Origin of the sequence: Nocardia sp. NPDC056100 (assembly GCF_042266325.1) — a bacterium.
Classification (GTDB): Bacteria; Actinomycetota; Actinomycetes; order Mycobacteriales; family Mycobacteriaceae; genus Nocardia.
On sequence record NZ_JBHJVY010000002.1, the window covers coordinates 134856 to 155920 of the forward strand.

Annotated in this window: 22 protein-coding genes; 21 read left to right on the forward strand and 1 reads right to left on the reverse strand. The window is 66.5% G+C overall.

Annotated features, from left to right (window positions below):
- Positions 1-24 precede the first annotated feature (24 nt).
- The 12 genes from ACFC0O_RS12275 to ACFC0O_RS12330 all read left to right on the forward strand — a co-directional run bounded on the left by ACFC0O_RS12275 (position 25) and on the right by ACFC0O_RS12330 (position 11799).
- Positions 25-1509: a cutinase family protein gene (locus ACFC0O_RS12275; protein ID WP_375956553.1), complete on the forward strand. Its 1485-nt coding sequence runs from the start codon at positions 25-27 to the stop codon at positions 1507-1509.
- Between the two features lie 431 nt (positions 1510-1940).
- Positions 1941-2342 (forward strand): hypothetical protein, encoded by a 402-nt coding sequence (locus ACFC0O_RS12280; RefSeq protein WP_375956556.1) that lies wholly within the window; start codon positions 1941-1943, stop codon positions 2340-2342.
- A 192-nt stretch (positions 2343-2534) separates the two neighbouring features.
- Positions 2535-3005 carry a hypothetical protein gene (locus ACFC0O_RS12285; protein ID WP_375956559.1) on the forward strand — a complete coding sequence of 157 codons (471 nt, stop codon included), beginning with the start codon at positions 2535-2537 and terminating at the stop codon, positions 3003-3005.
- Complete coding sequence (locus tag ACFC0O_RS12290; protein ID WP_375956561.1) at positions 3005-3298, forward strand: hypothetical protein; 294 nt, start codon at positions 3005-3007, stop codon at positions 3296-3298. Before ACFC0O_RS12285 ends, ACFC0O_RS12290 begins: the two co-directional genes overlap by 1 nt.
- 164 nt (positions 3299-3462) lie before the next feature.
- A complete protein-coding gene (locus ACFC0O_RS12295; protein WP_375956563.1) occupies positions 3463-4299 on the forward strand; it encodes an alpha/beta fold hydrolase in 837 nt (278 codons plus the stop codon).
- Positions 4299-4532 (forward strand): hypothetical protein, encoded by a 234-nt coding sequence (locus ACFC0O_RS12300; RefSeq protein WP_375956566.1) that lies wholly within the window; start codon positions 4299-4301, stop codon positions 4530-4532. The genes ACFC0O_RS12295 and ACFC0O_RS12300 overlap by 1 nt, the downstream gene beginning before the upstream one ends.
- Positions 4533-4611: 79 nt before the next feature.
- On the forward strand, positions 4612-5193 hold the full coding sequence (locus ACFC0O_RS12305) for a hypothetical protein (RefSeq protein WP_375956569.1): 582 nt from the start codon (positions 4612-4614) through the stop codon (positions 5191-5193).
- A gap of 42 nt (positions 5194-5235) precedes the next feature.
- Positions 5236-6012: a hypothetical protein gene (locus tag ACFC0O_RS12310; protein ID WP_375956572.1), complete on the forward strand. Its 777-nt coding sequence runs from the start codon at positions 5236-5238 to the stop codon at positions 6010-6012.
- A gap of 107 nt (positions 6013-6119) precedes the next feature.
- On the forward strand, positions 6120-7457 hold the full coding sequence (locus ACFC0O_RS12315) for a hypothetical protein (RefSeq protein WP_375956575.1): 1338 nt from the start codon (positions 6120-6122) through the stop codon (positions 7455-7457).
- A complete protein-coding gene (locus ACFC0O_RS12320) occupies positions 7454-8929 on the forward strand; it encodes an SCO6880 family protein (protein WP_375956578.1) in 1476 nt (491 codons plus the stop codon). The genes ACFC0O_RS12315 and ACFC0O_RS12320 overlap by 4 nt, the downstream gene beginning before the upstream one ends.
- A gap of 59 nt (positions 8930-8988) precedes the next feature.
- On the forward strand, positions 8989-10686 hold the full coding sequence (locus ACFC0O_RS12325; RefSeq protein ID WP_375956581.1) for a hypothetical protein: 1698 nt from the start codon (positions 8989-8991) through the stop codon (positions 10684-10686).
- A gap of 63 nt (positions 10687-10749) precedes the next feature.
- Complete coding sequence (locus ACFC0O_RS12330; protein WP_375956583.1) at positions 10750-11799, forward strand: C40 family peptidase; 1050 nt, start codon at positions 10750-10752, stop codon at positions 11797-11799.
- Between the two features lie 70 nt (positions 11800-11869).
- Here the strand turns inward: ACFC0O_RS12330 and ACFC0O_RS12335 are convergent, their stop codons facing one another.
- The gene (locus ACFC0O_RS12335; protein ID WP_375956586.1) at positions 11870-12304 is read right to left on the reverse strand and encodes a bleomycin resistance protein; all 435 of its coding nucleotides are present in this window, start codon (positions 12302-12304) and stop codon (positions 11870-11872) included.
- A gap of 339 nt (positions 12305-12643) precedes the next feature.
- Here ACFC0O_RS12335 and ACFC0O_RS12340 point away from each other — a divergent pair, with 339 nt between their 5' ends.
- The 9 genes from ACFC0O_RS12340 (at position 12644) to ACFC0O_RS12380 (ending at position 21024) form a co-directional block, all read left to right on the forward strand.
- Complete coding sequence (locus tag ACFC0O_RS12340; protein WP_375956589.1) at positions 12644-13195, forward strand: hypothetical protein; 552 nt, start codon at positions 12644-12646, stop codon at positions 13193-13195.
- Positions 13192-13761, forward strand: coding sequence for a hypothetical protein (locus ACFC0O_RS12345; RefSeq protein ID WP_375956591.1), 570 nt, complete (start codon positions 13192-13194; stop codon positions 13759-13761). Before ACFC0O_RS12340 ends, ACFC0O_RS12345 begins: the two co-directional genes overlap by 4 nt.
- Positions 13758-14756 carry a hypothetical protein gene (locus tag ACFC0O_RS12350; RefSeq protein WP_375956592.1) on the forward strand — a complete coding sequence of 333 codons (999 nt, stop codon included), beginning with the start codon at positions 13758-13760 and terminating at the stop codon, positions 14754-14756. The genes ACFC0O_RS12345 and ACFC0O_RS12350 overlap by 4 nt, the downstream gene beginning before the upstream one ends.
- Positions 14757-14823: 67 nt before the next feature.
- The gene (locus ACFC0O_RS12355; protein ID WP_375956594.1) at positions 14824-15696 is read left to right on the forward strand and encodes a hypothetical protein; all 873 of its coding nucleotides are present in this window, start codon (positions 14824-14826) and stop codon (positions 15694-15696) included.
- Positions 15697-15781: 85 nt separating this feature from the next.
- Positions 15782-16693, forward strand: coding sequence for a hypothetical protein (locus ACFC0O_RS12360; protein ID WP_375956596.1), 912 nt, complete (start codon positions 15782-15784; stop codon positions 16691-16693).
- Positions 16690-17631, forward strand: a complete 942-nt coding sequence (locus ACFC0O_RS12365) for a hypothetical protein (RefSeq protein WP_375956598.1) — start codon at positions 16690-16692, stop codon at positions 17629-17631. Before ACFC0O_RS12360 ends, ACFC0O_RS12365 begins: the two co-directional genes overlap by 4 nt.
- 57 nt (positions 17632-17688) lie before the next feature.
- A complete protein-coding gene (locus ACFC0O_RS12370; protein ID WP_375956601.1) occupies positions 17689-18621 on the forward strand; it encodes a hypothetical protein in 933 nt (310 codons plus the stop codon).
- A gap of 334 nt (positions 18622-18955) precedes the next feature.
- Positions 18956-19741 carry a hypothetical protein gene (locus ACFC0O_RS12375; RefSeq protein WP_375956604.1) on the forward strand — a complete coding sequence of 262 codons (786 nt, stop codon included), beginning with the start codon at positions 18956-18958 and terminating at the stop codon, positions 19739-19741.
- Complete coding sequence (locus ACFC0O_RS12380; protein ID WP_375956607.1) at positions 19738-21024, forward strand: hypothetical protein; 1287 nt, start codon at positions 19738-19740, stop codon at positions 21022-21024. The genes ACFC0O_RS12375 and ACFC0O_RS12380 overlap by 4 nt, the downstream gene beginning before the upstream one ends.
- Positions 21025-21065 lie beyond the last annotated feature (41 nt).

Here is a 21065-nt window from a genome sequence, read left to right on the forward strand (position 1 = left end):
CCTCATACGCACCGCGCACGCCCGATGGTGGCTTTCCTGACCGCTGGTTTGTGTGTGTCCGTCGGTGCGATCGCCCTGTCGCGAGCAGATGTTCGGATCGACGGCGCATGCCCATCGCTATACGTGCTCGGAGTGCAGGGAACCAATGAAGGACCGTCTGATGCTGCGGCGACCACCGACACCGGTGCCCTGGGGCAGTTCTTCACTCCTCTGCTCGCCGAAGCTGGAAACACATTGCAGCGCAGATATATTCGGTACGGATATAGCGACGACGGAACCGAGACCCCGTATCAGCAGGCCGTGCTCGATGCGACGCAACTGCTCGGCACGAACGCCGAGCTCGTCGTTCAGCAATGCCCGGCCACACGCATCGCTGTCGCCGGATACGGCCAGGGTGCCGCAGTCGTATCGGCGTTCGCGCGCTCTGTAGGTGCCGGTGACGGCCCAGTGAACGCGGATGCCGTCGCTGGGATTGCGTTGTTCGCCAATCCCACACGCGCACAGGGCGGCGTGCTTCCGGGCCGCCCGGGACAAACGACACCAACCGCGGCCCCGGGCACTTCCGGCAACGCACTCGCGCAGATCACCCTGACCAACACCGGCACCGGCGGCTCAGGCATCGCTAGCAACGCCACTGTCGACTACGGCGTTCTCGCCGGACGTGTGGCCGACTTCTGTACTCCCGGTGACCTGACCTGCGACTCGTCTCAGGAAACGCCGCTCACTACGACCGTGAAAAACATAGCGGCCCAATCCGATACCAAAGATCCGATCACGGCGATCTCCACCATCGCGCAAGCGCTCGCGGCGACGGTATGGAAGACCACGGTCGGGGTGATCGCCAATGACCTGTCCGGCACCAGTCTCGATCAGCTGTCCTACGAGCCGACAAAAACGCTCGGACAGCGTTTGGTGGATGCCTCCGATCCCACCACTGCGGTACCGGGTATCAGCGACGCCCTGTCGGTCCTGTTCCGGCTGGGCACCATCGGGCTCAACACCGTGGTGTCGGTCGCGAAGAAGGTTTTCACCACCAGCACCATCAGCGAATTGGCCACCGTGGGCATGGCCGATCCCATCGCGGCATTGGCGACCCTCGGCGCGAAGATCGTCGGCGCCGTGGTGGAACTGATCCCGCCGCAGACCGCGCTGAACTGGGTGAACCAGGCGTTCACCGCGATCACCTCCACCGTGACGATCGGCAGCGACCTGTACAGCCTGGCGACCTACACGCAATACAGCGACACCACCGGACGCCACGACTCCTACACCCGCGCGTCCGCCGACACCTCCGGGACAGCGCCCTTGGCGGCCGCCGCGAAGTGGTTCGCCGCGCTGGCCAGGGACATCGCGGCAACGAACCTCACGACCACGGTGCCCGGGCGATCGACCACCAACTCGACGACGACATCAGCGAGCAGGCCGAAGGGCTCTGTGCCACAAGCGAGTTCATCAGTGCCCACTACAACGCAGTCCGCACGGCCCGGCGCCACGGCGTCGTTCCCCTAGACCCCTTCGGGCAGGCGGTGGTCTTTGCGCCGAGACAACCAGACCAGTCCCTCGCGGGCCGCCTTCCCGAAGGGCCCCAACTCACGCACCAGCACTGGAGGTGAATCTCAATGCCCCACAATCATCCAACTGACACCAGCACCCGCACCGACAACGACGAGTGGGGCTGGCTCTCCGACACACCGCCGACCCCACTGCCTGCGATCTCCCGACAGAACCCTTCCGATAGTGAGGCCGAATGGCTGTGGCTGGACAGCGATTCGAGAGCCGGTGGGGCAGCTGGACACCACTCTGGCACGCCCCAGCCTCGGGTGACGCGCATGCCGGGGCGTCGACGGATAGGTCCGATCCTCGCCACTGGCCTCGCCGCGCTCGTGATCATCCCCGCTGTTCTCGCTCTGCACTCCGGCGGCGGGACGACTGCCGCTCCTGTGCCTGCCACACCAGCGAGCACCTCGCCGCCATCGCTCGCGGGCGCGTGCACGGGTCTGTCAGCGACGACCATCACCAGTGGTCCGGGCGATGCCTCCACGATGCCCGGGGTGATCGCCGCCTTCGAATACGCCTACTACCACCTGCGTTCGGCCGCAGCGGCCATGCTCCTGCTGGCGCCTGACTCGGCGATCTCCGCTGAGTCGCTGGCGGCGGGGATCGCCTCGATACCCCTCGGAACCACGCACTGCGTGGCGATCACGCCGATCGCCGATACCACGGCGAACGTGCACCTGGCCGAATTGCATCCCGACCACACCCGCACCGACTACCTGCAGGTGATCAACCTCCGCAGCGTCGGTGCCGGGCCGCTGATCTCCAACATCCAACGGCAGGGATAGACCATGCGTGCCAATGCCATTCACCTTCGCGACCGGGACGCCACTGCAGTCGGTCGCCTGGATTCCGACACGATTGCCTTGCCATCTCCTGGACATCAAGCACCGGTTCGGCAGACGCCTTTGCCGACGACCGGACCGTACCCGCCGTTGTTCGCCGTCCTAGGTGCCCATGGTGGTGCCGGTACGTCGACATTGGCGCGGTGGTGGGCGCACGCCGCCGACACCGGGCCGGCATGGCCCGCCTCTCCGCGCACCACCCAGCGCGTGGTCGTCGCCGCCCGCGAGTGCATTCCGGGGCTGACGGCTGCCGCGGATCGGCTCCGCGAATGGCATGCGGGGCTGGCCCCGCCCGGAGTCACGGTGCTGGGTTTGGTCGTAACCGCCGTCCGGCCCGGCAAGGTTCCTGCCGCGGTTCGCCGCTATCGGCGCCTGGTCGAGGAACTGGTCGACGGCTCGATCTGGTCGATCGAGTGGCACGACGAACTCATCGTCTTCGAAATCGACGAACTCGCACAGTTCATGCCCAATGATCCGCCGCCACCCCGGCGGGCGAACCTGACCACTGCGGTGCCCGTCGACGTGCACCGAACAGGCGCTGCGATCACTGCCTTCATCGTGGCCACACGTGCGGACTCCGAAGCCCAGGATTCGGGAAGTTCGTGATGTCGAGTGTCCATTTTCTGACCGCCACCGTCGATCTGCTAGCGCAGCAGGTCAACATCACCCCCGAACCGCCGCCCGGCTCGCAAGGGCTGCTGAAGATCGTGAACTGGTTGTCGTGGTTCGTGATGCTCGCCGGCATCGCGGCGCTGATCTACGCGGGTGGCAAGTTCGCGTGGGAGCGCTGGCACGGCGGCGCGGTCGAGGCTCCCAAGATCGTCCTCGGCGCACTGGTGGGCGGCATCATCGCCACCAGTGCCGGGACGATCATGACCCAGATCACCAGCGCGAAATGAAGTACCGCGCTCAAAACCCCTGGTGTTCAACACTTCCCGACTCCCCAACATGCGAGGAATCCAGTGCTATGTCTGTCCCCGATAGCTGCCTTCTGACCATTCCGATATCCGACGACCTGCGACTGGCGGCCATCCGGTCGGGAGCCGAGGGCGCACCAGCGACCGTGGTCTATATCCACGGACTGCTCTGCGATGGGCAGTACTGGGCGTCGGTGACCGAACATGTGCATGAGCGCCTCGGTGGGAACATCAGCCAGATTGTCTTTGACCAGCGTGGCCACGGTCGGTCTGGCAGCCCCGACCGGCGCTCCGTCACGACCTTGCACCATCTGGTCGACGACCTCGACGCTGTCATGGCCCACACCACCGGTGATGTAGTTCTGGTGACCCACTCGGCAGGCTCGCTCCTCGCGGCCGCGTACGCGCAGCATCACCCCACCCGCGCCGCAGCCCTCTCGGCGCTGGTCATGTTCAGCGGCGCGGGCGAGTTCCCTGAATTTCCCAGTCTGCCAGGTCATTACCGCACAGTGATTACGAAGCTCCCGCGGTGGCGACACACCCGCCTCGATGGTGTCGCTGTCGTCGCGACCGCCATGGCACAGCGCCGCTTCCGGCGGGTGAGCCAGCGGCTCGGGTCCAAGGCGAATCTTGTCTGCGGTACGCAGCGTGCCGATTCGCGGGTCTTGACGGATGTACTCGGTGCCTACGGCAACTTCACGCTTGATTCCGACGCGGCCGCGGTTCTGCGTCGGATTCCCACCTTCGTGATCGCCGGGGAACGTGATCGGATCGTCCCACCGGCGCAGTCCGTTCGCTTGGCCGACAAGATCCAGGCGGACTACGAACTCGTTCCCGGAGTGGGGCACTCGCTCCCGCACGCCGAACCCGCCCGTGCCGCAGAGGCCGTCGTGCAAGCCCTCGACGTCGCGTCTCGACGCCACTCCGACCTACTCGTTGCTGCCGTTCGAGAGGCCGCAGTCGAGGGATCGGAGAGCCTGTGATGAGCGCGAAATCGCTTCCCCCACAGGTTACTCAGTACCTCTACCCACTGTTGGGGTGGCTGGCGTGGATGGTGTTGCTGCTGTGCATCGCGCGCGCTATCTATCTCGCCGGTCTGTTGGCGATCCGCCTCTACCGAGACGAAGCGATCGAAGGGTTCGCCGGAGCTCTGCTCGCCGCTGTGTTGGTCGGCTCAGCCAGCGGCATCGCCGCCGCACTCTTCCCCACCCACTGACCATGCAACCGAGTGGAGGGCACTGATGAGAACTCGGTCGGAGCCTCGCGCGCGAGCCACCTTCGCCGTAGGGGCAGTGATGTGGGCGCTGCTGTGCGCTGGATGCACTCAGCACGTCACCAGTCCAGGCCCCAGTGCGACCGCTGACGCCGATCTCAACGAACGCCCTGCCAACCTGAAATCGGTTCTATTCCAGGGCATCTCGCTTCCGGTCGCGAATCAGGGGCCACGGAGTCAAGACGGAGCCGTGGTGAGCGGATTCGACCGCGGTCCCATCGGCGCAGCTCTGGCCGCGATCCAAGCGACGGTGCGCATATCTGTGGCTACCGATAGTCAGTGGGCCGCCATCGGCCAGCAGATGCTCGCGCCTGGACTCGGGCGAGACGCGTGGGCTGTGGCCCGCGCGCAGATTTCCATCACCGCGCCCATTACCGGCACTGCGCCGCTGATCGGTGGCTATCGGATCGTGCACTACAGCTCGACCGATGCCGCGGTCGATATCTACACCACCCAGTCCGACCGGTCGATCACGTGCAACACCGCACAGGTGATCTGGCAGGGCAACGACTGGAAGCTGCTGCTGCCGAATCAACCTCACTCAGCTGCGGTGACCGCTGTACCGGCTCTGCCCGCGGACGCGATCGCGTTGCCACTGCATTGAACAACCAGAAGGTATGCCATGAACCTCCCTCGCCCCCGCAGCATGTTGCTGATCAGCGCCGTAGCGGTTGTCATTGCCGTCACCGTGCTTGCTGCGAACAACCACCGCGGTCAGACACACGAGCCTGTTCCGAACTCGGCGGACCCGACAACGTCGGCAAGTGCGGCTCTCTCGGCCGCGGGGCCTGGCCTGCCGACGACCGATATCTTTGGGAATCGGCTCGAAATGCCACGGGACCCAGCCGGAGACCCGCTTGCGCAAGAGCCGGCCTTGCGACCGGATCCCGGGCAACCGAACTACCTCACTGTCGCACCCGCCCGCTTGCAATGGCAGCGAGGGTGGGGAGGTGCGGCCCTGCCTTTCTCCGGTAGCGATGGCCCCGCCACGGTCGCAGGAGGGGTTTCGTCGGGGTTCGCGGACACGCCGCAGGGTGCCGGCCTGGCCGCGTGTGACGCGATCGCCCGAGCTTTCGCCGCGCCGGAAGATCTCTGGCGCAACGTCGTTCGCGAGCGCTACCTCGGTGGTGGACAGTCGCTCATCGATCGCATTGCCCGCAGCCGTGCTGAAACGCCCAATGCCGCTACGTATCTCGTAGTCCCTGAAGGGGTGCGAATACTGCCCGGGTATCGGCCGGACTTCGCCGTGGTGCAGATCGCGGTCCGAGCCAGCAGCGGATGGGCCTATGCCAACTGGCCCATGGCCTGGCACAACGACGACTGGCGCGTTCGTGTCCCCGAGGGCGTCGACTCTCTCTGGGAGCCTGCGATCCCAGTCGGCACGCTGGCCGAGTTCGGGTCGTGGAAGGCAACTGCGCGATGAACGCCAGCTCGCTGACTGTTGTTGCCCAGGTTGGTGATCCGAGCCTCTTACACTCGCAGTTCTCGCCGGGCAAGATCGCGTGCGGTCTCCCGAACATTATCGGAGCCGTGTGTCAGTTCAAGGAATTCGGCCAGGCGGCAGCCGGAGCGGTGTCGGACTCGGCCCTGGACAAGCTAGCCGACGGTTTCGGCGGCGCACTGGCCAGCGCTCTTCGAATCGCTATCGCGTGGTGGGTAACTCTGCCTTCGCCGCAGTTGGCGTCAAGCACCGGCGAGCCAGGACCGACGCTCAGCTCGATCCGTGAGTACACCGGTGGACTGCAGGTCCTGCTGATGATCGCGGGCATCTTGTTCGCGGCCGCGCGATTGGCCATGGCCAAGCGTGGCGGTGTCGCCGGGGAGGCACAGGAGAGCTTCCTGATCTTTGCTCGCGCGGTGTTCGCGTCGATGATGTTCGCGGCCTTGATCACTACGGGGACCAAGGCGGGAGATGCGTTCAGCAATTGGGTGATATTCGACGCGACCCGGGGCGATTTGGATGGCGCGCTATCGCGGTTGGTGGATTCCGATATGCGCTCCGGAAACGGCTTTGGATCCGGAATCATGCTGGTGCTCTCCATTCTGGGGATCATCAGCTTGCTGGTACAGCTGGTGATGCTGGTGATGCGGCAGGCCGTGCTGATCGTGGTCGTGGCCGCGATTCCAATGGCGGCCGCGGCGGCCGGAACCGGCCCGGGCTCGCAAGCCTACAAGCGAATGTTGGCGTGGGCGTTGGCATTTGTGCTGTGGAAGCCGGTCGGAGCTCTCGTTTACGCGATCGCTTTCACTGCCGCTGGCAATGACAGCGGCGGCAAGCCTGATACGCAGGTGGCTCTGCTCGGGCTACTGCTGTTGCTATCGGTCACGGTGGTCTTGCCCGCTCTGATGCGTTTGATCGCGCCTGCGGTCTCGACGCTCGGCGGTGGGGGTGGAGCGGCTGCGGCATTGGCGGGTGGAGCGTTCGGTGTCGCCATGGGGGCCATGGGAGGTGATCGTTCCAGCGCGCGCAAAGTCGGTGAAGGCGAGAACGCGCCGGGCGGTGGGCGCGGAGGCCCCAGCGGCGGTGAACCGTCCGGCGGTGGCGGAGGCGGTAGGCCGATGTCCGGTGGCGGTGGTGACGGCAGCAGTTCCGGCGGTGGTGGTGCCGGCGGTTCCACCGGCGGTGGGACCCCGAGCAGTGGTCGCTCCGCGGCGGGCAGTAAGTCCAGCGGTGGAGCCGGATCGGGCGGTGCTGCATCGGGTGGTACGGCCGCGGCGGCGGGACCCGCCGGGGTGGCGATCATGGCGGCTCAGGGCGTGAAACATGCTGCGCAACAGACCGCCTCGGCAGTGGAAGGCAGCGTCCGCGAGGCCACCGAGGCCGGTTCGGATGCGGATATGCCGGGACCGATGGAGGTACGGCGATGACGTCCACACGAATGTACGGGCGGTGGGAGAAGCCGCGCTCGGCCGGATTCTTCGGCCTGACCTGGGGAGTGAGCATGCTGGGGCTGGGGTTGGTGATCGTGGTGATGCTGACCTTCATGCTCACCCGCTCGCTGATGCTGACCGGTGTCGTGATCGGCTGCAGCGCACTGCTTTTCATTCCACTCGCGGTCATGATCAACGGCCGCACAGGCTGGGAGGTGGTGGTGCTGCGCGCGCAGTTCGCCCGGGCCCGCGCCCGGGGCGAGCTCGAGTACCGGTCGGGGCGATTCTCGCGGATACCCGGATTGGCGAGATTGCCTGGCCTGCTGGCGGATTCGCGGCTTTCGGAATATGAGACCCCGGGTGGGCGGCGGTTCGCGCTGATCCATATCCGTCGGACCGATCACTACTGCGTCGTGTTGCGGGTGCTGCCGCGCGGGAAGGAACTCGTCGATCAAGCGCAGATCGATTCCTGGGTCGAGGAGTACGGCGCGTTCCTGGCCGCGCAGTCCCGTGGCGGTGAAGTGGTGGCGGTGACTTCGGTGCTGGACACCGTGGTCGAGACCCGGCTCAAACAGCGCCGGGAGGTCGCACGGTTGGTGCGCCCCCAGTCCCCGGAGTTCGCGCAAACAGTGATGCGCGAGGCCGCCGCCGATATCGGGGGAGTGGGGGTGCGCATCGAGGCCCGGATCGCCCTCACCTACCGCGCGATCGGCAAGGGCCGGATGCGGCGCGATACTCCCGAACAAGCGCGTGAGATCGGACAGCGCCTGCAAGGGGTGCTGTCTCAGCTCTCGCGTGCCGGACTGCCTGCCACACCGCTGGAGGCGTGGGAAGTGTTGGGGCTGGTGCGTTCTCGCTACGACGTGGCCTCCCACCGTGATATCGAGGCTGCCGGGCGCGAGATTCTGCGGACCCAATCGTGGGACACCATCGGCCCGGTGGCGCATTCGGATCGCTGGGATCATTACGTGCACGACGGTGCGCGGTCGATCACCTGGGAGATGGACGCGCCGCCGCGCGGTGCGGTGCTCGAGACCGGGCTGGAGGAGCTGCTGCGCCCGCGCGTGGATGTGCCGCGCAAGCGGGTCGCGGTCGTCTATCGGCTGCATTCGGCGGCCGAGGCCACCGATATCGTCGACGCCGATTACAAAGACGCCCTCGCGGCCGAGCAGACCGAGCGAGGGATCGCCTCGGCGTCGGCCTCGATCCGGGTGGACAACACCCGCGCCGCCCGCCAGGAACAGGCTCGTGGTGCGGGACTGACCCGCTTCGGTGTGTTGATCACCGTCACCGACGCCCTCGACGGCGATATGCCCGGGATCGAAGCGTCGGTGCGGGCGATGTCCTCGGCGGCCCGGCTGCGGGTGCGCCGCTGCTATGCCGTCCAAGGTGCCGCGTTCGCCGCGAGCTTGGGTATCGGGCTGATTCTTCCCGAGCACGCCTCGATCTCCAAGCGGGTGACCGCATGAGTCACCTGGGTACGCGGTCAGAACACACGCGAAAGACCTTGACAGTCAGTGGAATTCGCGTGCTGACTCCCGAAGCCCGTGAGCGCGTGGAGGTCGCCGCGCAACGGCGCGGCCTGCGTGCGCTACCCGCGCGATGGGTGCTCTCCTCCGACGATCATCGTCGCGCGAATGCCGCTCGCCGCAGTGATGACCACCGGTATGACGAGTACCACCGGCCGCTGGCAACGCTGACCGACCGCGGCTACTCCGGTCTGGGAGGTGGCCGGGCGAGTGTGGTTCCGGCGATGCCGGAGTGGCGCTCGACCACGGTGCAGGTGGCAGGGCTGTGGCCGTTCTCGGTGGGTGCGGCCGCCCCGACGGTCGGCACGCCTGTGGGTACGCACTACATCACCGGTGCCCCGGTGCATTTCGACCCGATGAGCTGGTTCCTGCGCGGGTATATCACCGCACCGATCGCTTTTGTGCTGGCGCTCAACGGATTCGGCAAAAGCTCGCTGATCCGCCGACTGGTGACCGGGTCGGTCGCGACCGGGGAGACCGTGCTGTGCATGGGCGACACCAAACCCGATTACCGCGACCTGGTGGAGGCACTCGGCGGTCAGATCATCGAGTTGGGCTACGGCTACGGCAGCATCAATCCGCTCGCGGTCGGAGCTCTGGGATCGGTGATCGAGCGCCTCCCCGCCGGGGATTTGCGCCGTCGGGTGGCCGCCCGGGTGGAAGCGGGCCAGATCACCATTGTCGCCGGACTCGTCGAACTCGTGCGCGGGTCACGTATCGCGGACTACGAAGAGACCCTTATCGCCGCCGGGCTGCGTGAACTCTACAGTCCCGCAGGGGGTTTCACCGCCGCGCAGCCGCCGCTGTTGTCGGATCTGCTGGCGGTCATCTCCGAGGGTGCGGATCGACTGCGCCGGTTCGCCGAGGAGGACGACAACCCGTCCTATCGTGCCAGCACCAAAATGCTCCGCCGCTCACTGCGCGCCCTCATCGAAGGCCCGTGGGGCGAGATCTTCGACCGGCACACCAGCACACCGCTGGATCTGCACAGTCCGGCGGTGTGCGTGGATGTCTCGCGGATTCCCGAAGGGGACACCAAACTCCTTGCCGCGGTGTTGATGACGTGCTGGTCCGAGGGTTTCGGCGCGGTCGCGGCCGCACACGCGCTCGCCGATGCGGGACTGGCGCCCGCGCGCACGTTCGGTGTGGTCATGGACGAGATCTGGCGTGTGCTGGGGGTGGGGGAGTTCATGGTCGATCGCGTCGATGCGTTGACGCGGCTCAACCGGGTGCTGGCGTGCTGGCTGATCATGTGCAGCCACACCATCAAGGATCTCGCGAGCATGAAAGCCCTCGGGTTCTTCGAACGGGCTCGCGCGAAGATCCTCGGCCCCGTCGGGCCGGATGAAATCGAACGCATTCGCTCGACCGTATCGATCACCGAGACCGAAAAGCTCCTGGTGACCTCCTGGGCCGCACCACGCCCACCTGCCGACGACCGCCTCGACGGTCCGGTCATCCGCGAAACACCGCCGGGGACCGGCTGTTTCCTGCTCAAGACCGGTGAGGCCGCCGAACCCGGCATCGCGTTCCGAATGACCTTCACCCCCACCGAACGAGCCTCCGACATCCACAACACCAATAGGCGCTTTGACCATCTACGACCTGGTACCGAGGCCGAGTGCGCGCTCGTGAGCGGCGAGCCCGACGACCACAGCAGCTCCATGGAGCCCGGAATACAGGAGGCGGGGCGATGAGTGGTGAATGCCTCGAAATCAGTTGTCGTGCTGGCACTGTCGCTACCGGCTGTGTTGATCCTGATGCTGGTTGTGTTGATCGGTGCCGATTCCTCGTCCTCATGTGCGGCGGCGTTGTCGGGCACCGGATTACAGGGTGGGACCGGGGCGTCGATCGACGGGCTCAGCGATGGCCAGTTGCAGCTGGCGCGCAATGGTGTCGCGATCGGCATCCAGCGCGGCGAACCGGAGCAGGTGATCATTGCCGAGCTGGTGGCGCAGGCGACCGAGTCCACATTGCGGAACCTGGCGAATCCGGCGGTCCCGGACTCGTTGCGGTACAGCAACGATGGGCTCGGACACGACGGCGACTCGGTCGGCCCACACCAGCTGCGCGCGAGTGTGTGGGGTTCGGTCGGCATCGCAACCTTGATGAACCCGATCTATCAGATCAACTGGTTCTACGACCGCGCCGACACGATCACCGGTCGCGACCGGATGTCCCCGGCCGAGCTGGCCCAGGCGGTGGAGGTCGCGGGCGTCAATGCCTATGCCGGACAACTGACGTTGGCGCACCAGCTCTACGAGGAGTTCGCGCATCTCGCGCCGGGCGCGATGCCCGCGGTCGAGGCCGGCCAGCCCGCCTCGGGATGCGGAACGAATGGATCGAGTGCGCCGCTATCCGCGGCGGTGGGTGGGTTCGGTGCGGTGATCATCGCGGCGGCGCAGAAGTGGGTCGGTACCCCGTATGTGTGGGGCGGTGGGGATTCCACCGGGCCGACCGGTGGGGGATTCGACTGTTCCGGGCTCACCCTGTATGCGCTTTATCAGGCGTCGGGTGGCCGAATTCGGCTGGCGCACTACACCCAAGCCCAACAGGACGACCCTGCCGCGCAGGTGATTCCGTTCGACCAGCGCCAGCCCGGGGACCTGATTTTCTTCACCTCTCCGGGCCAGAGCAGCTCCCACCATGTCGTCATCTATTACGGGCGCAACGAGAGCGGCCAGGACCTGGTCTTGCACGCGCCCCAGAGCGGACAGAGCGTCACCGTGGCGCCGCTGTGGGCGGGCGATCGTCTCGATGTGCGTCGATTCAGCATGCCTGCGGCAGCGGCTGGAGGCTCTCATGACTGAGCGCGCTGTCTCGGCCGTTCTCCGTCGACCGTGTGTATGCGCAGGTTCGAGGAGAACATTGCCGCGAGCATCAGTCCGGCTGGCCGAACCTGAGCAGGTTGTTGTCCGGATCCATCAGTGCGAACTCCCGCATGCGCCACGGCTTGTCCTCGGCGGGGGTTACCCGGGCAAGTTCTTCACCGGCGTCCCATCTGCGGTGCAGCTCGGAGTCGGTGCACGGCGGATCATCCGAATCGGTCGGCCACACTCCCGCCGACACGAACTCCGCGCGCAGACGGTCGGCGTCCTCCACGGCGATGAAGGCCGCACCCGCCGCGTGCCACGGATCATGGTCGGGCGCACCGGTGTAGTGCAGCTCGACCGCATCTCGGTGCACGAACCCGTAGCCCGTGTCATATGCCTCGACTTCGAATCCCAATCGTGCGAAGAACTCGAGCGTGGCGGCGACATTGCGCGCCGGGAGGATCGGCACCGCGGGACCCACGCGCGACACGGTTCTTGGCATGAGTCGATGGTAAGGGTCTCGGCACACTCGCTCCGGTTCACCGACAGCACCAGCCACGCGCTGCTGCGCCGACTCGAACGCACCGGCTGGGTGACCCGACACCGGCAACCCGCCGAGGGGCCCGAGAGGTCCTGGGCTTGCCACAGCGACTACGGCCAGCTCACTCCAGTCCGTACTTGCCGCCAACGGGCATCTCGACCGGTCCGCGAGGAACGCACACCCGGTCGGGGACCAGCGACGAAAGCCCGGTGGGAGCAACACGATTCGCGCAGTCCATTGGCTGATCGGCCGCATACGAGAACAAGAACCTACCCGGGCATCTGCGGAAGGGAAATATCTGTGACACACGACAACACCCCGCCGGATAGCCGATCCGACAGCGGCGGAGCCGACCTGATCAAAAGCGATAATGTCGACACGGCCGCAGGCGTCTATGTCGTTCCTTCGGGAGGGAACGCCACTCCCGAGACGCGCATGGAGGACGTGGCTGCGCGCGGTCCGTATCTGGTGCTCTGGAACGCCGCAACCCTGGGCACCTTCACCGTGTGCCGACCCGACGGTGTGGTGTTCTGGCATGCCCGATTTCATGCCGACGTCGTTTTCGACAGTGCGGTGGACGCCGCGAAAGCCGGTGCACTGCAAGCGGTCTGGATCGCGGCGAAAGCGCGCGAGGAATGGGGTGCCGACGTCGCGACGCTACGGCTCACCGTAGCCAATCAGGGATTCGATCGCGCCGCGATCGAGGTGGCGGCGATCGCGAGCGGGCTGATCCTGGAGCTGGCCGTCGATCCGGGTACGAACCCTGCCCTCGCGCATCCGGTGGGGTCCTGGATCGATTGGTGGACACATGATCTCGGCACCCTGATCCATCGCCGGCAGGGGTTGGTATGAGCGCGCCGACTCTGCGACCTGCCCGATGCCCCCGCGTCATCGCTGTCGGTCTGTGCCTGGTGGGCGCGGCAGCGAGTTCCTGTGATCGCGCGCCGACTCCGGTCGATTCTCGCGAGGAGAACAACTGTCCCACAGCACATTTCGAGGAGCCGTTCCAGCGTGTCGATCCGTGCTCGGCACCGGCGGTGGCACTCGCGGTGATCGAGCGCGTGTTCACCTACCGCCCGAGTGATGAGACGGACCAGCGTTCGGCTTTCCGGGCGGCGATCCCGCTGATGGCCGCCGAACTGGTCGCTCGTGGGGAGAACGCAGCGCCAGTCCTGGCACCGATCACGAGCGCGCAGTGGCAGCGCTGGCGCGAGTCCGGTGTCGTGGTCACCGCGACCGCCCGCCTCGCCGCCGACGACCACCCGACCGATACCGACCGCGACCTCGCGCGCGTGGCCGGCGTCGCGCTGCACACCGCAGACGGCACCGAATCGGTGCAGCTCACGGTCTACCTTCGCGCGACCCGCCCGAGTTCATCTGCGCGATGGCTCATTTCGGCGCTGGAGGTGAGGACATGAGCGGCGGCGATCCTCTGGACGAGGGTGGGCAAGCCCTCCGCACCGGGTTCGTGCAGGCCATGCAGACCGCGGCGATGACGATGAACCTGCTCCAGCGTCGTGGCGCGGAATCACGGTCGAAGACCGAGTTCGCGCACCGCATGGACGAGGCCGAGGTACGCACGCGGAACAACGCCGAAGTGCACGAGCTGAAAGTGGCCGGCTACCAGTCGCGTCAGCGTCACGAGACCGAGCTGCATCAGCTCGAGCGGCATTTCAAGCTGCGTCAGATCGATCGGGTCGAAGAGTTGCACGATCTGGAACGCCAGATCAAACGGCGTGTACTCGAACGCGGCGACGCGGATCTGGACCGCAGGGTCGCGGACAGCTCGGCCGAGCGCGCGAACAAGGACGAGATCCATCGGTTGCAGCGCCGGAATCTGCTCAATCGCGGGGACTGGGAGAAGGAACGCCACGACCTGGACGTGGAGTACAAGCAGCTCCTGATCGATATTCGCCGTCGTGCCGCGGGATTCAGTGAAACGCTCGCGGGTCATCACCGCGACGACGCCGCTGCGATGCGCGCGGCCGCCGCCTACGCGGCCGCGGCCAGTACCGCCGATCTGTCCGATGAGCATCGATCCCATGCCGACGCCTTCGCCGAGCGGCTCAACCAGGACGCGGATCTCACCGCTCCGGATCTGATGGACACCGGCACCGACGCTCCGGCGGCCAACCCGGCAGCCTCCGAAGCGATATGGCGCGCGGTACGTGGGCTAGCAGATGAGCTGACCTTCCACATCGTCGCCCGGCACAGGGCGGCGCAGGCGCCGAAAGAACTGGAGGCCAAGGCCGCCGGCACCGCGATCGAGGCCGCGATCGATATGTCCGAGGTCATCGATGTCGAATTCATCGACGGCTTCGGCGAGGAGCCCGAGCCGGGCGACGGACCAGATCCTGGCGGCGCGCCGACACCCGGTCCATCATCGCCACCGGATGCCGGGGTCGACCCATGACGCGCCATGCTCGGTGGGCTCGCCAATGGTGTTGGTGCGCAGCAGGACTCGTGACCAGGCGGCGGGGATGAACAAGCCCAACCGGATACAGGCCAGGGTCCTCAAGGCCGTGCATGACCGGGCGGTCATCGCGCGGTTGATGCAGGACCGAGCCAATGCCCTGCAGGACATCACCGGTGACCCGCCGCCCACGTCGTGGTTCGACGACTTCCACGCGCGAGGCGTCCTGCGGCAGGCGCTCGAGAATGTCGCCGCCGACGCCGGTATCCCGTCGGCGTGGGTCGAGCAATGCCGACAACGAGGTGAGTTGGGCATGCGATGGCGTGCCGACCTGCATTGGCGTGACACAAAAGTCGTCGACCGAGACCAACTCCTGAACAAGCTGGAAGCCCATGTGCGCCATGCGCAGGACATGGCCGCGATCGCGACGGTGTATGGCGAGCGCGGTGCGCGGGCCGAGGTCGGGACCGCGCATCTGTTCGACCGCGGGCTTCGCCTGCTGAGCTACCGGATCAACGCTGTGGCACACGTATTGGGAGTGTCGGAGCGTGAAGCGGACCGACTGTGGGGTGCACAGAGCTGGTCCGGCGCCGCCGACAGCGTCCGGGACGGCGACATCGATGCCTTCGTGCAGCGGTGGCGCGCACATGGCCGCAGCATTGCCGATGAGGTCGTGCTGCAGGCGAAAGCGCTCGACACCGCCGGGATCATCGCTGGTCCCCATGCGCTGCCGAATGCGGCGGGAATGACCGCGTTGGTCCGTGCGCATTTGTCGCCGACCCCAACGCAATCCCCTTCCGCCGACGCGGTGCCCGGCACACGGATATCGGAGGCGATCGATGCCGCCGGTATCACCGACGACACCTCCACCGAGTTCGCCGGTGCCGAGGACCGACCTGAACCTGCCACTGCCCCAACGATGCCCGGGATCGAGCCGTAAAGCGAGCCGCCGACCGTCGGCGACATCCCGACCCGGGACGACATCTGCTGCACAACACCCATGACTCGATGAGTGAGGAAGCGAGATGACCGAGTCGAATAGACCAGCGGCGGTGCCCGCGTGGCACACGCGCCTGCTGGACCGCATCCAGAACCTGGCCGCCGATCGTGCCCGAATTCTGCGTCAGGGCTATCGGATGAGCGACGGCGACACCGATGCGGTGGTGCTGGCATGGCGTACGCAGCTGCAACTGCTGGCCACCTCCCGCGAGGAGATCGTCACCCAGGCTCTCGCGGTCGGCATCTCCCAGATCGACGTCGGCGATGCTCTCCTGTTGGGACATCAGGGATTTCGTGCCCCGGTCGACACGGCCGGAACTGCCGAACCCGGTGATCGGGTCCGGGAGATGATGACCGACAGTGTCGTCAACGACACCTGGCAACTGCAGCATATGGCCGCGATCCATGTGGTGCGCGATCACCACCTGCTCACCGACGCCCACTACTTCCAGGACCCCCAGATACCGGCCCAGTTCGAACGCAATATGGCCGCGCTGTGGATGCGCGCCACCGCTGTCGCGCAGGCTATCTCTCTCAGCGCTGAGGAGGCAGCGGGAATGTGGGCCACCGACACTCGCGGATGGCACCAGGTCCTGGCCGCCTCGGTCGACCGCTATGACCCCGGGGGAGTGGAAGAACGCTGGCGTGCCTTCGCCTGGCAGGGGATCGCCGAGCGAGTCCATCGCGATCTGGCCGTGCTGCGGATGGACCCCAGTCACACCGAGGTCCTTGCACCAATTCCGAACCCGCACACCATGTTCGAGCAGGTGACGCAGGCGTTGAGGGTGGGAGTCGATGACTCGGCGGCAGGCGTGATGGACCCCACGGTGGACGCCGCACTCTCGGCGGACACCGATCTGCGCTGGGAGCCCCTTCCTGCCTCCGATGCCAATGCCGGACCGACTGCCACAAACTCTCCTCCCGGAGCCGAGATATGACCGAGCCGACAGACGCTGTACCGCAGGCCCGCCGCGAGATCCCGGCGGAGCACCTCGAGTTGATGCGCCAGATTCAGCGGCTGGCGTTGCGCAGCGGTCAACTGATGCAGCGCATGTACGAATCCGGTGGTGACGCGGCCTCGGCCACGCAGGCTATGACGCAGATCAACACTGTGGACCGCGAGCGGGATCTGACCGAGATCAAAGCCCGTGCCGCGGGAGTGCCCGCCGAGTGGATCGATCGAGTGCGCACGCTCGGGCAGCGCGGCCTCGAGTGGCGCGCGGACCAACCGTTACCGGACCCCGCTCCCCAGGGGAGGCGCCGGACGGTGCAACGAGTGGCCGGTGATATCGAGCGGCTCAAAGATATGGCCGCGGTTCATATCGCCTATGAGCGCTCCCGGCCGCGCGGAGAACCCGCCTCGGACGTGGAAACGGTAGTGGCTCAACAGTTCCGCCGAAATATGGACGCGCTCTGGATGCGCGCCGGACGCACCGCCCAGTCCATCGGCATGGACCCGGCCGAGCGCACCGCGTTGTGGTCGGTGACGGCCGCGGAATGGCGACGACGGGTCGAGCACTATCTGGGTCGCCCCGACATCGGCGACGTGCACACCCGCTGGCGCCGATACGGCGATATCTCGATTGCCGCGGAGGCGCGCAAATCGCTCGGCAACCTGCGTCGTGCCGGCCAGCACGGTCCCGATATCCCGTTGCCCGAGATGCCGATGACACCGGCCCACATGCTCACCGAGGCGGGCGCGGCGATCGGGACACCGCCCGATCCGCACAGCGCCGGTCCTGATCCGATCAACGCGGCGGTCGATGCCGCATTGCCGGAGGGGGGAGCGGTGACCTGGTCTCCGGAATCGGCGCACCTCGCCGGAATCGACGGACCCAACTGCCCTCCGGATCTGGGAAGCGCTTCCGATCCCTGACTGGGTCTACCGAATGTGTGTGTCCCGCAATCTCTCTGACCTCAGGTGGTGATGAGGATGCCTGATCCCGACCCGGTACCTACCGGGGTATCTATCTCGCGGTGGAAGAACACTCTGCTGCGCCAAGTCCATGACCTGGCCGCCGAATTCGTCCGTATCGAAAGTCTCGGCTCCGAGGGCTATGACGGCAATGCCGGTGATGCCGAAACCGAGTGGCTCGATCATCTCGACGCATTGACCGCAGTACGCGAATCGACCGAGCGAATCGCGCTCTCGGCCGGGGTTCCGCAGTCGTGGATCGAGCATGCCCGCGATGTCGGCGCGGGGCGCATCGCAGCGCCGGGGCAACCGGAGGTCCCTGAGGAACCGAGCGAAGCCAAACAGTTCTACCTGGACATGCTCGGTGTGGACTTATGGAACCTGCAGCGCATGGCCTTCGTGGCCGCAGCGCGCGAGATTCGACTCTCCGACACCGGATACCAGTTCGGTCGCGACCCCCTTGCCGGGCGCGACTATCAGCGCAACATGGAGCTGTTGAATACGCGGGTTTGCGCTCTGGCCGACGCGGCCGAGATCACCGTGCACGAAGCCGAAAAGCTCTGGGGGACAGCACAGACCGCCGACGCGCGGCATATGGCGGCGGCCACGATCAACGGGTGGGACGATCTGGCGGTCGAGTTCGCCTGGCGGCACTACAGCAAACCGAACCGGGACGCCGCGCTTCCGCCCTACCTCCCCGTCGAGGCTCAGCGCGGAGAAGCGTTGCACCGCATCGGTGTTCGTCCGCCGAGCCCACAGCAACTGCTCGACCACGCCACCGCCGCGCTCCGTGCTGACAGCGCAGGGGAGACGGGCATCGGACATCAGGGGATCGAGGCCGCGGTCGATGTCGCGCTACCTCAGGACTCGACGTGGAACTGGGCGCCGGAGCTGTCCGAGTCCGGCCCGGTCGCCGCGGAACCACCGCAGAGCAGCGGGCCCGACCCGTGACCATCGTACGCAGACCTCCCGCGTCCCTGAATCCCTGCTGGGGCCAGCAGGGCCGCACCTCATCGAGTCGCCGTGGCGTCGGCGCTGCCACCGCGACAACCGTCGCACCACACCGCGAGGGACATCACCACCACCGCACCGGATTTCACTATTCGTGGCGGTCCGCTTCGAACCATAAAGGCGGAACACGATGTCCGACAACACTTCTGACTTATCGAGCAGCGGAGAAATTCCGCCACCTTCCGAGCCCGTCCCGCGACGGGACAGTCGTGAACCGCACACGCTGGATGCCGGTCACCGGGCAGCGAGGTCGAGATTCGATAGACCCCAAGCATTGCGAGACGGCGCGATCGCACACCGCTTCGGGAGCGAGGACCTCGACGCCGTCCACGCGGCCAAGCTCAAAGCCGTCCAAGACATCGCCTGCCAGCTCTCGGCCTGGATGAGCGACGCCGTCGACAACGACCTCGATATCGGCGACCCGGCACACCGCTGGGCGATGTTCGTCAACGGCATCACCGACGACCTGCAACAGGCGCGCACCGACGCCGCCGACGCGGGAATCGACACCGCCGATATCGACGAAGCCGAAAAACGCGGCAGCACAGGCGTTTCCTGGGATCACCAGCCCGCACATCGGCGACTCGGCCGCCTCGAACACCTCAGCGAGCAGCTCTACCACGCGGAGAACCACGCGACCGAGGCTCTCGAACAGATTCAAGACCTCACCCGCCAGCTCGAGATCGCCCACGCCGCGATCGACGCGCTCGGCGATCACCTGACCCGCAACGAGAACGCCCTGCGTTCCCTGCTGGTCGACCTGGTCGATGCCGACTGGCAAGGCCCGGTTACCGGCACCGATCCAGGACCGCGCCCGCCGTTGGCGTCGCTGAACGCACTGCGGCAAGTGAACGCGACGTTGGTCGTCGCCAACCTCCTCGACACCGTCGATATCACGCCGACCGAGCAGCAGCCCACCCTCGGCCGACGTATCAGCTCGGCGGTCGATGCCGCACTCCCACAGACTGATTCGCCCGCGCACCACGACCAGGCCTCATCTCCTGAATCCACGAACCGGGCATCCCCGACCGCCGAGCCCGAGCCGGGAGTCGACCCGTGACCTGGATCGCCGAACCAATCGGCTATGCGAACCCCGACTACTACGTCGATGCCGCCGACAGCATCGAACGACAACTGCGCGCCGATTTCGCCAAGTCGTACCAGCTTCGAGAAATCGCCCCGTACGGACTCACCGACGCCGATAGCGCGGAGATGATCGCGCATGCCGAGTCCCTCGCTGATCGGTGGGGCAAGCATGAATCCCCGCAGTGCCGACACACGTGGGAAACGCTGCGGTCAGCAGTCAACGAGTGGGGCGCGCACCCCGATCGTGCACGACGCAACCTCGACCAACTCGCTCGTGCTCGAGCTGTTGGAGAAGTCATCATCGACGAGGTGGTGTGGCGCAGCCTGCACCAGGCTCGCGCCATCACCGGTCACGGTCTCGGCACCACCACGGAGTCCGATCTCGACGCTCATCGGCGGTTCCCGAACTTGTACGCGCAGAAAGGGTCTGCCTCGGTGTCGGTATCGGCACCGCAGCAGCCTGACGCTCGTACGAGGGTGCAGCGCACCCTCGGCGCACCCCGCGATACCCAGGCGTTGTCCGCTGACCTCACCCTGGACGAGATCGATCGTGTGGTCGCGGCGACCGAGGAAGCCATGGACGCGGAGGAACGCCGTGGTGACCTCGACACCGGCCGCGACGCGCGCAGTGCGTTGTTGCCCCGCGCGATTCGTGACGCACCGATCTCCTACAACTACGCCGAGTCCGCCGCATGGGAGTTGCGGCACGCGGCGCTGCTACGGGAAATCCAGGACCTGTCCTGTGAACACAGCACTGTCGCTGAGGGTTTCGACGGCCATAACGACCAGATCCGCATCGTGCGACTCGAGGCCCTGCGCGACGGGATGGGCGCCGCTCGCCGCGACGCGCTACGAGCCGGGGTGGATGCGGCCGACATCGACCGCGCCTATCTGCTGGGGCGTGACGGCATCTACTGGAGCACCGAACCCGCCCACCCGCGTCTGGGCCGCATCGCGCAACTGACCGACGAACGCGACCGCGCACTCTCTGCCGCGAGCTCTACTACCGGGATGAGCAACGATCTTCACCATGGTCCTGGCTTACACGGGGAGACCTCGGTGTCGTCTGGATCCGGCAGTGAGAGAACGCATCTCAGCGACATCGCGGCCGACGAGCTGGCTGCGGCCGGTGCGCGCATCGTGGCAGCCATCGACGCTGTGCTCCCCGCTGCCGATGAGGGCCTATGGGTTCCGACCGATCGGGCGCAGGCTCGAACGCCGGTAACCGCCGACAATGACGCGGGTGTGGACCCATGACACCGGCTGCGCAACAACAGAACCCGGCCTTAGCCACCTCG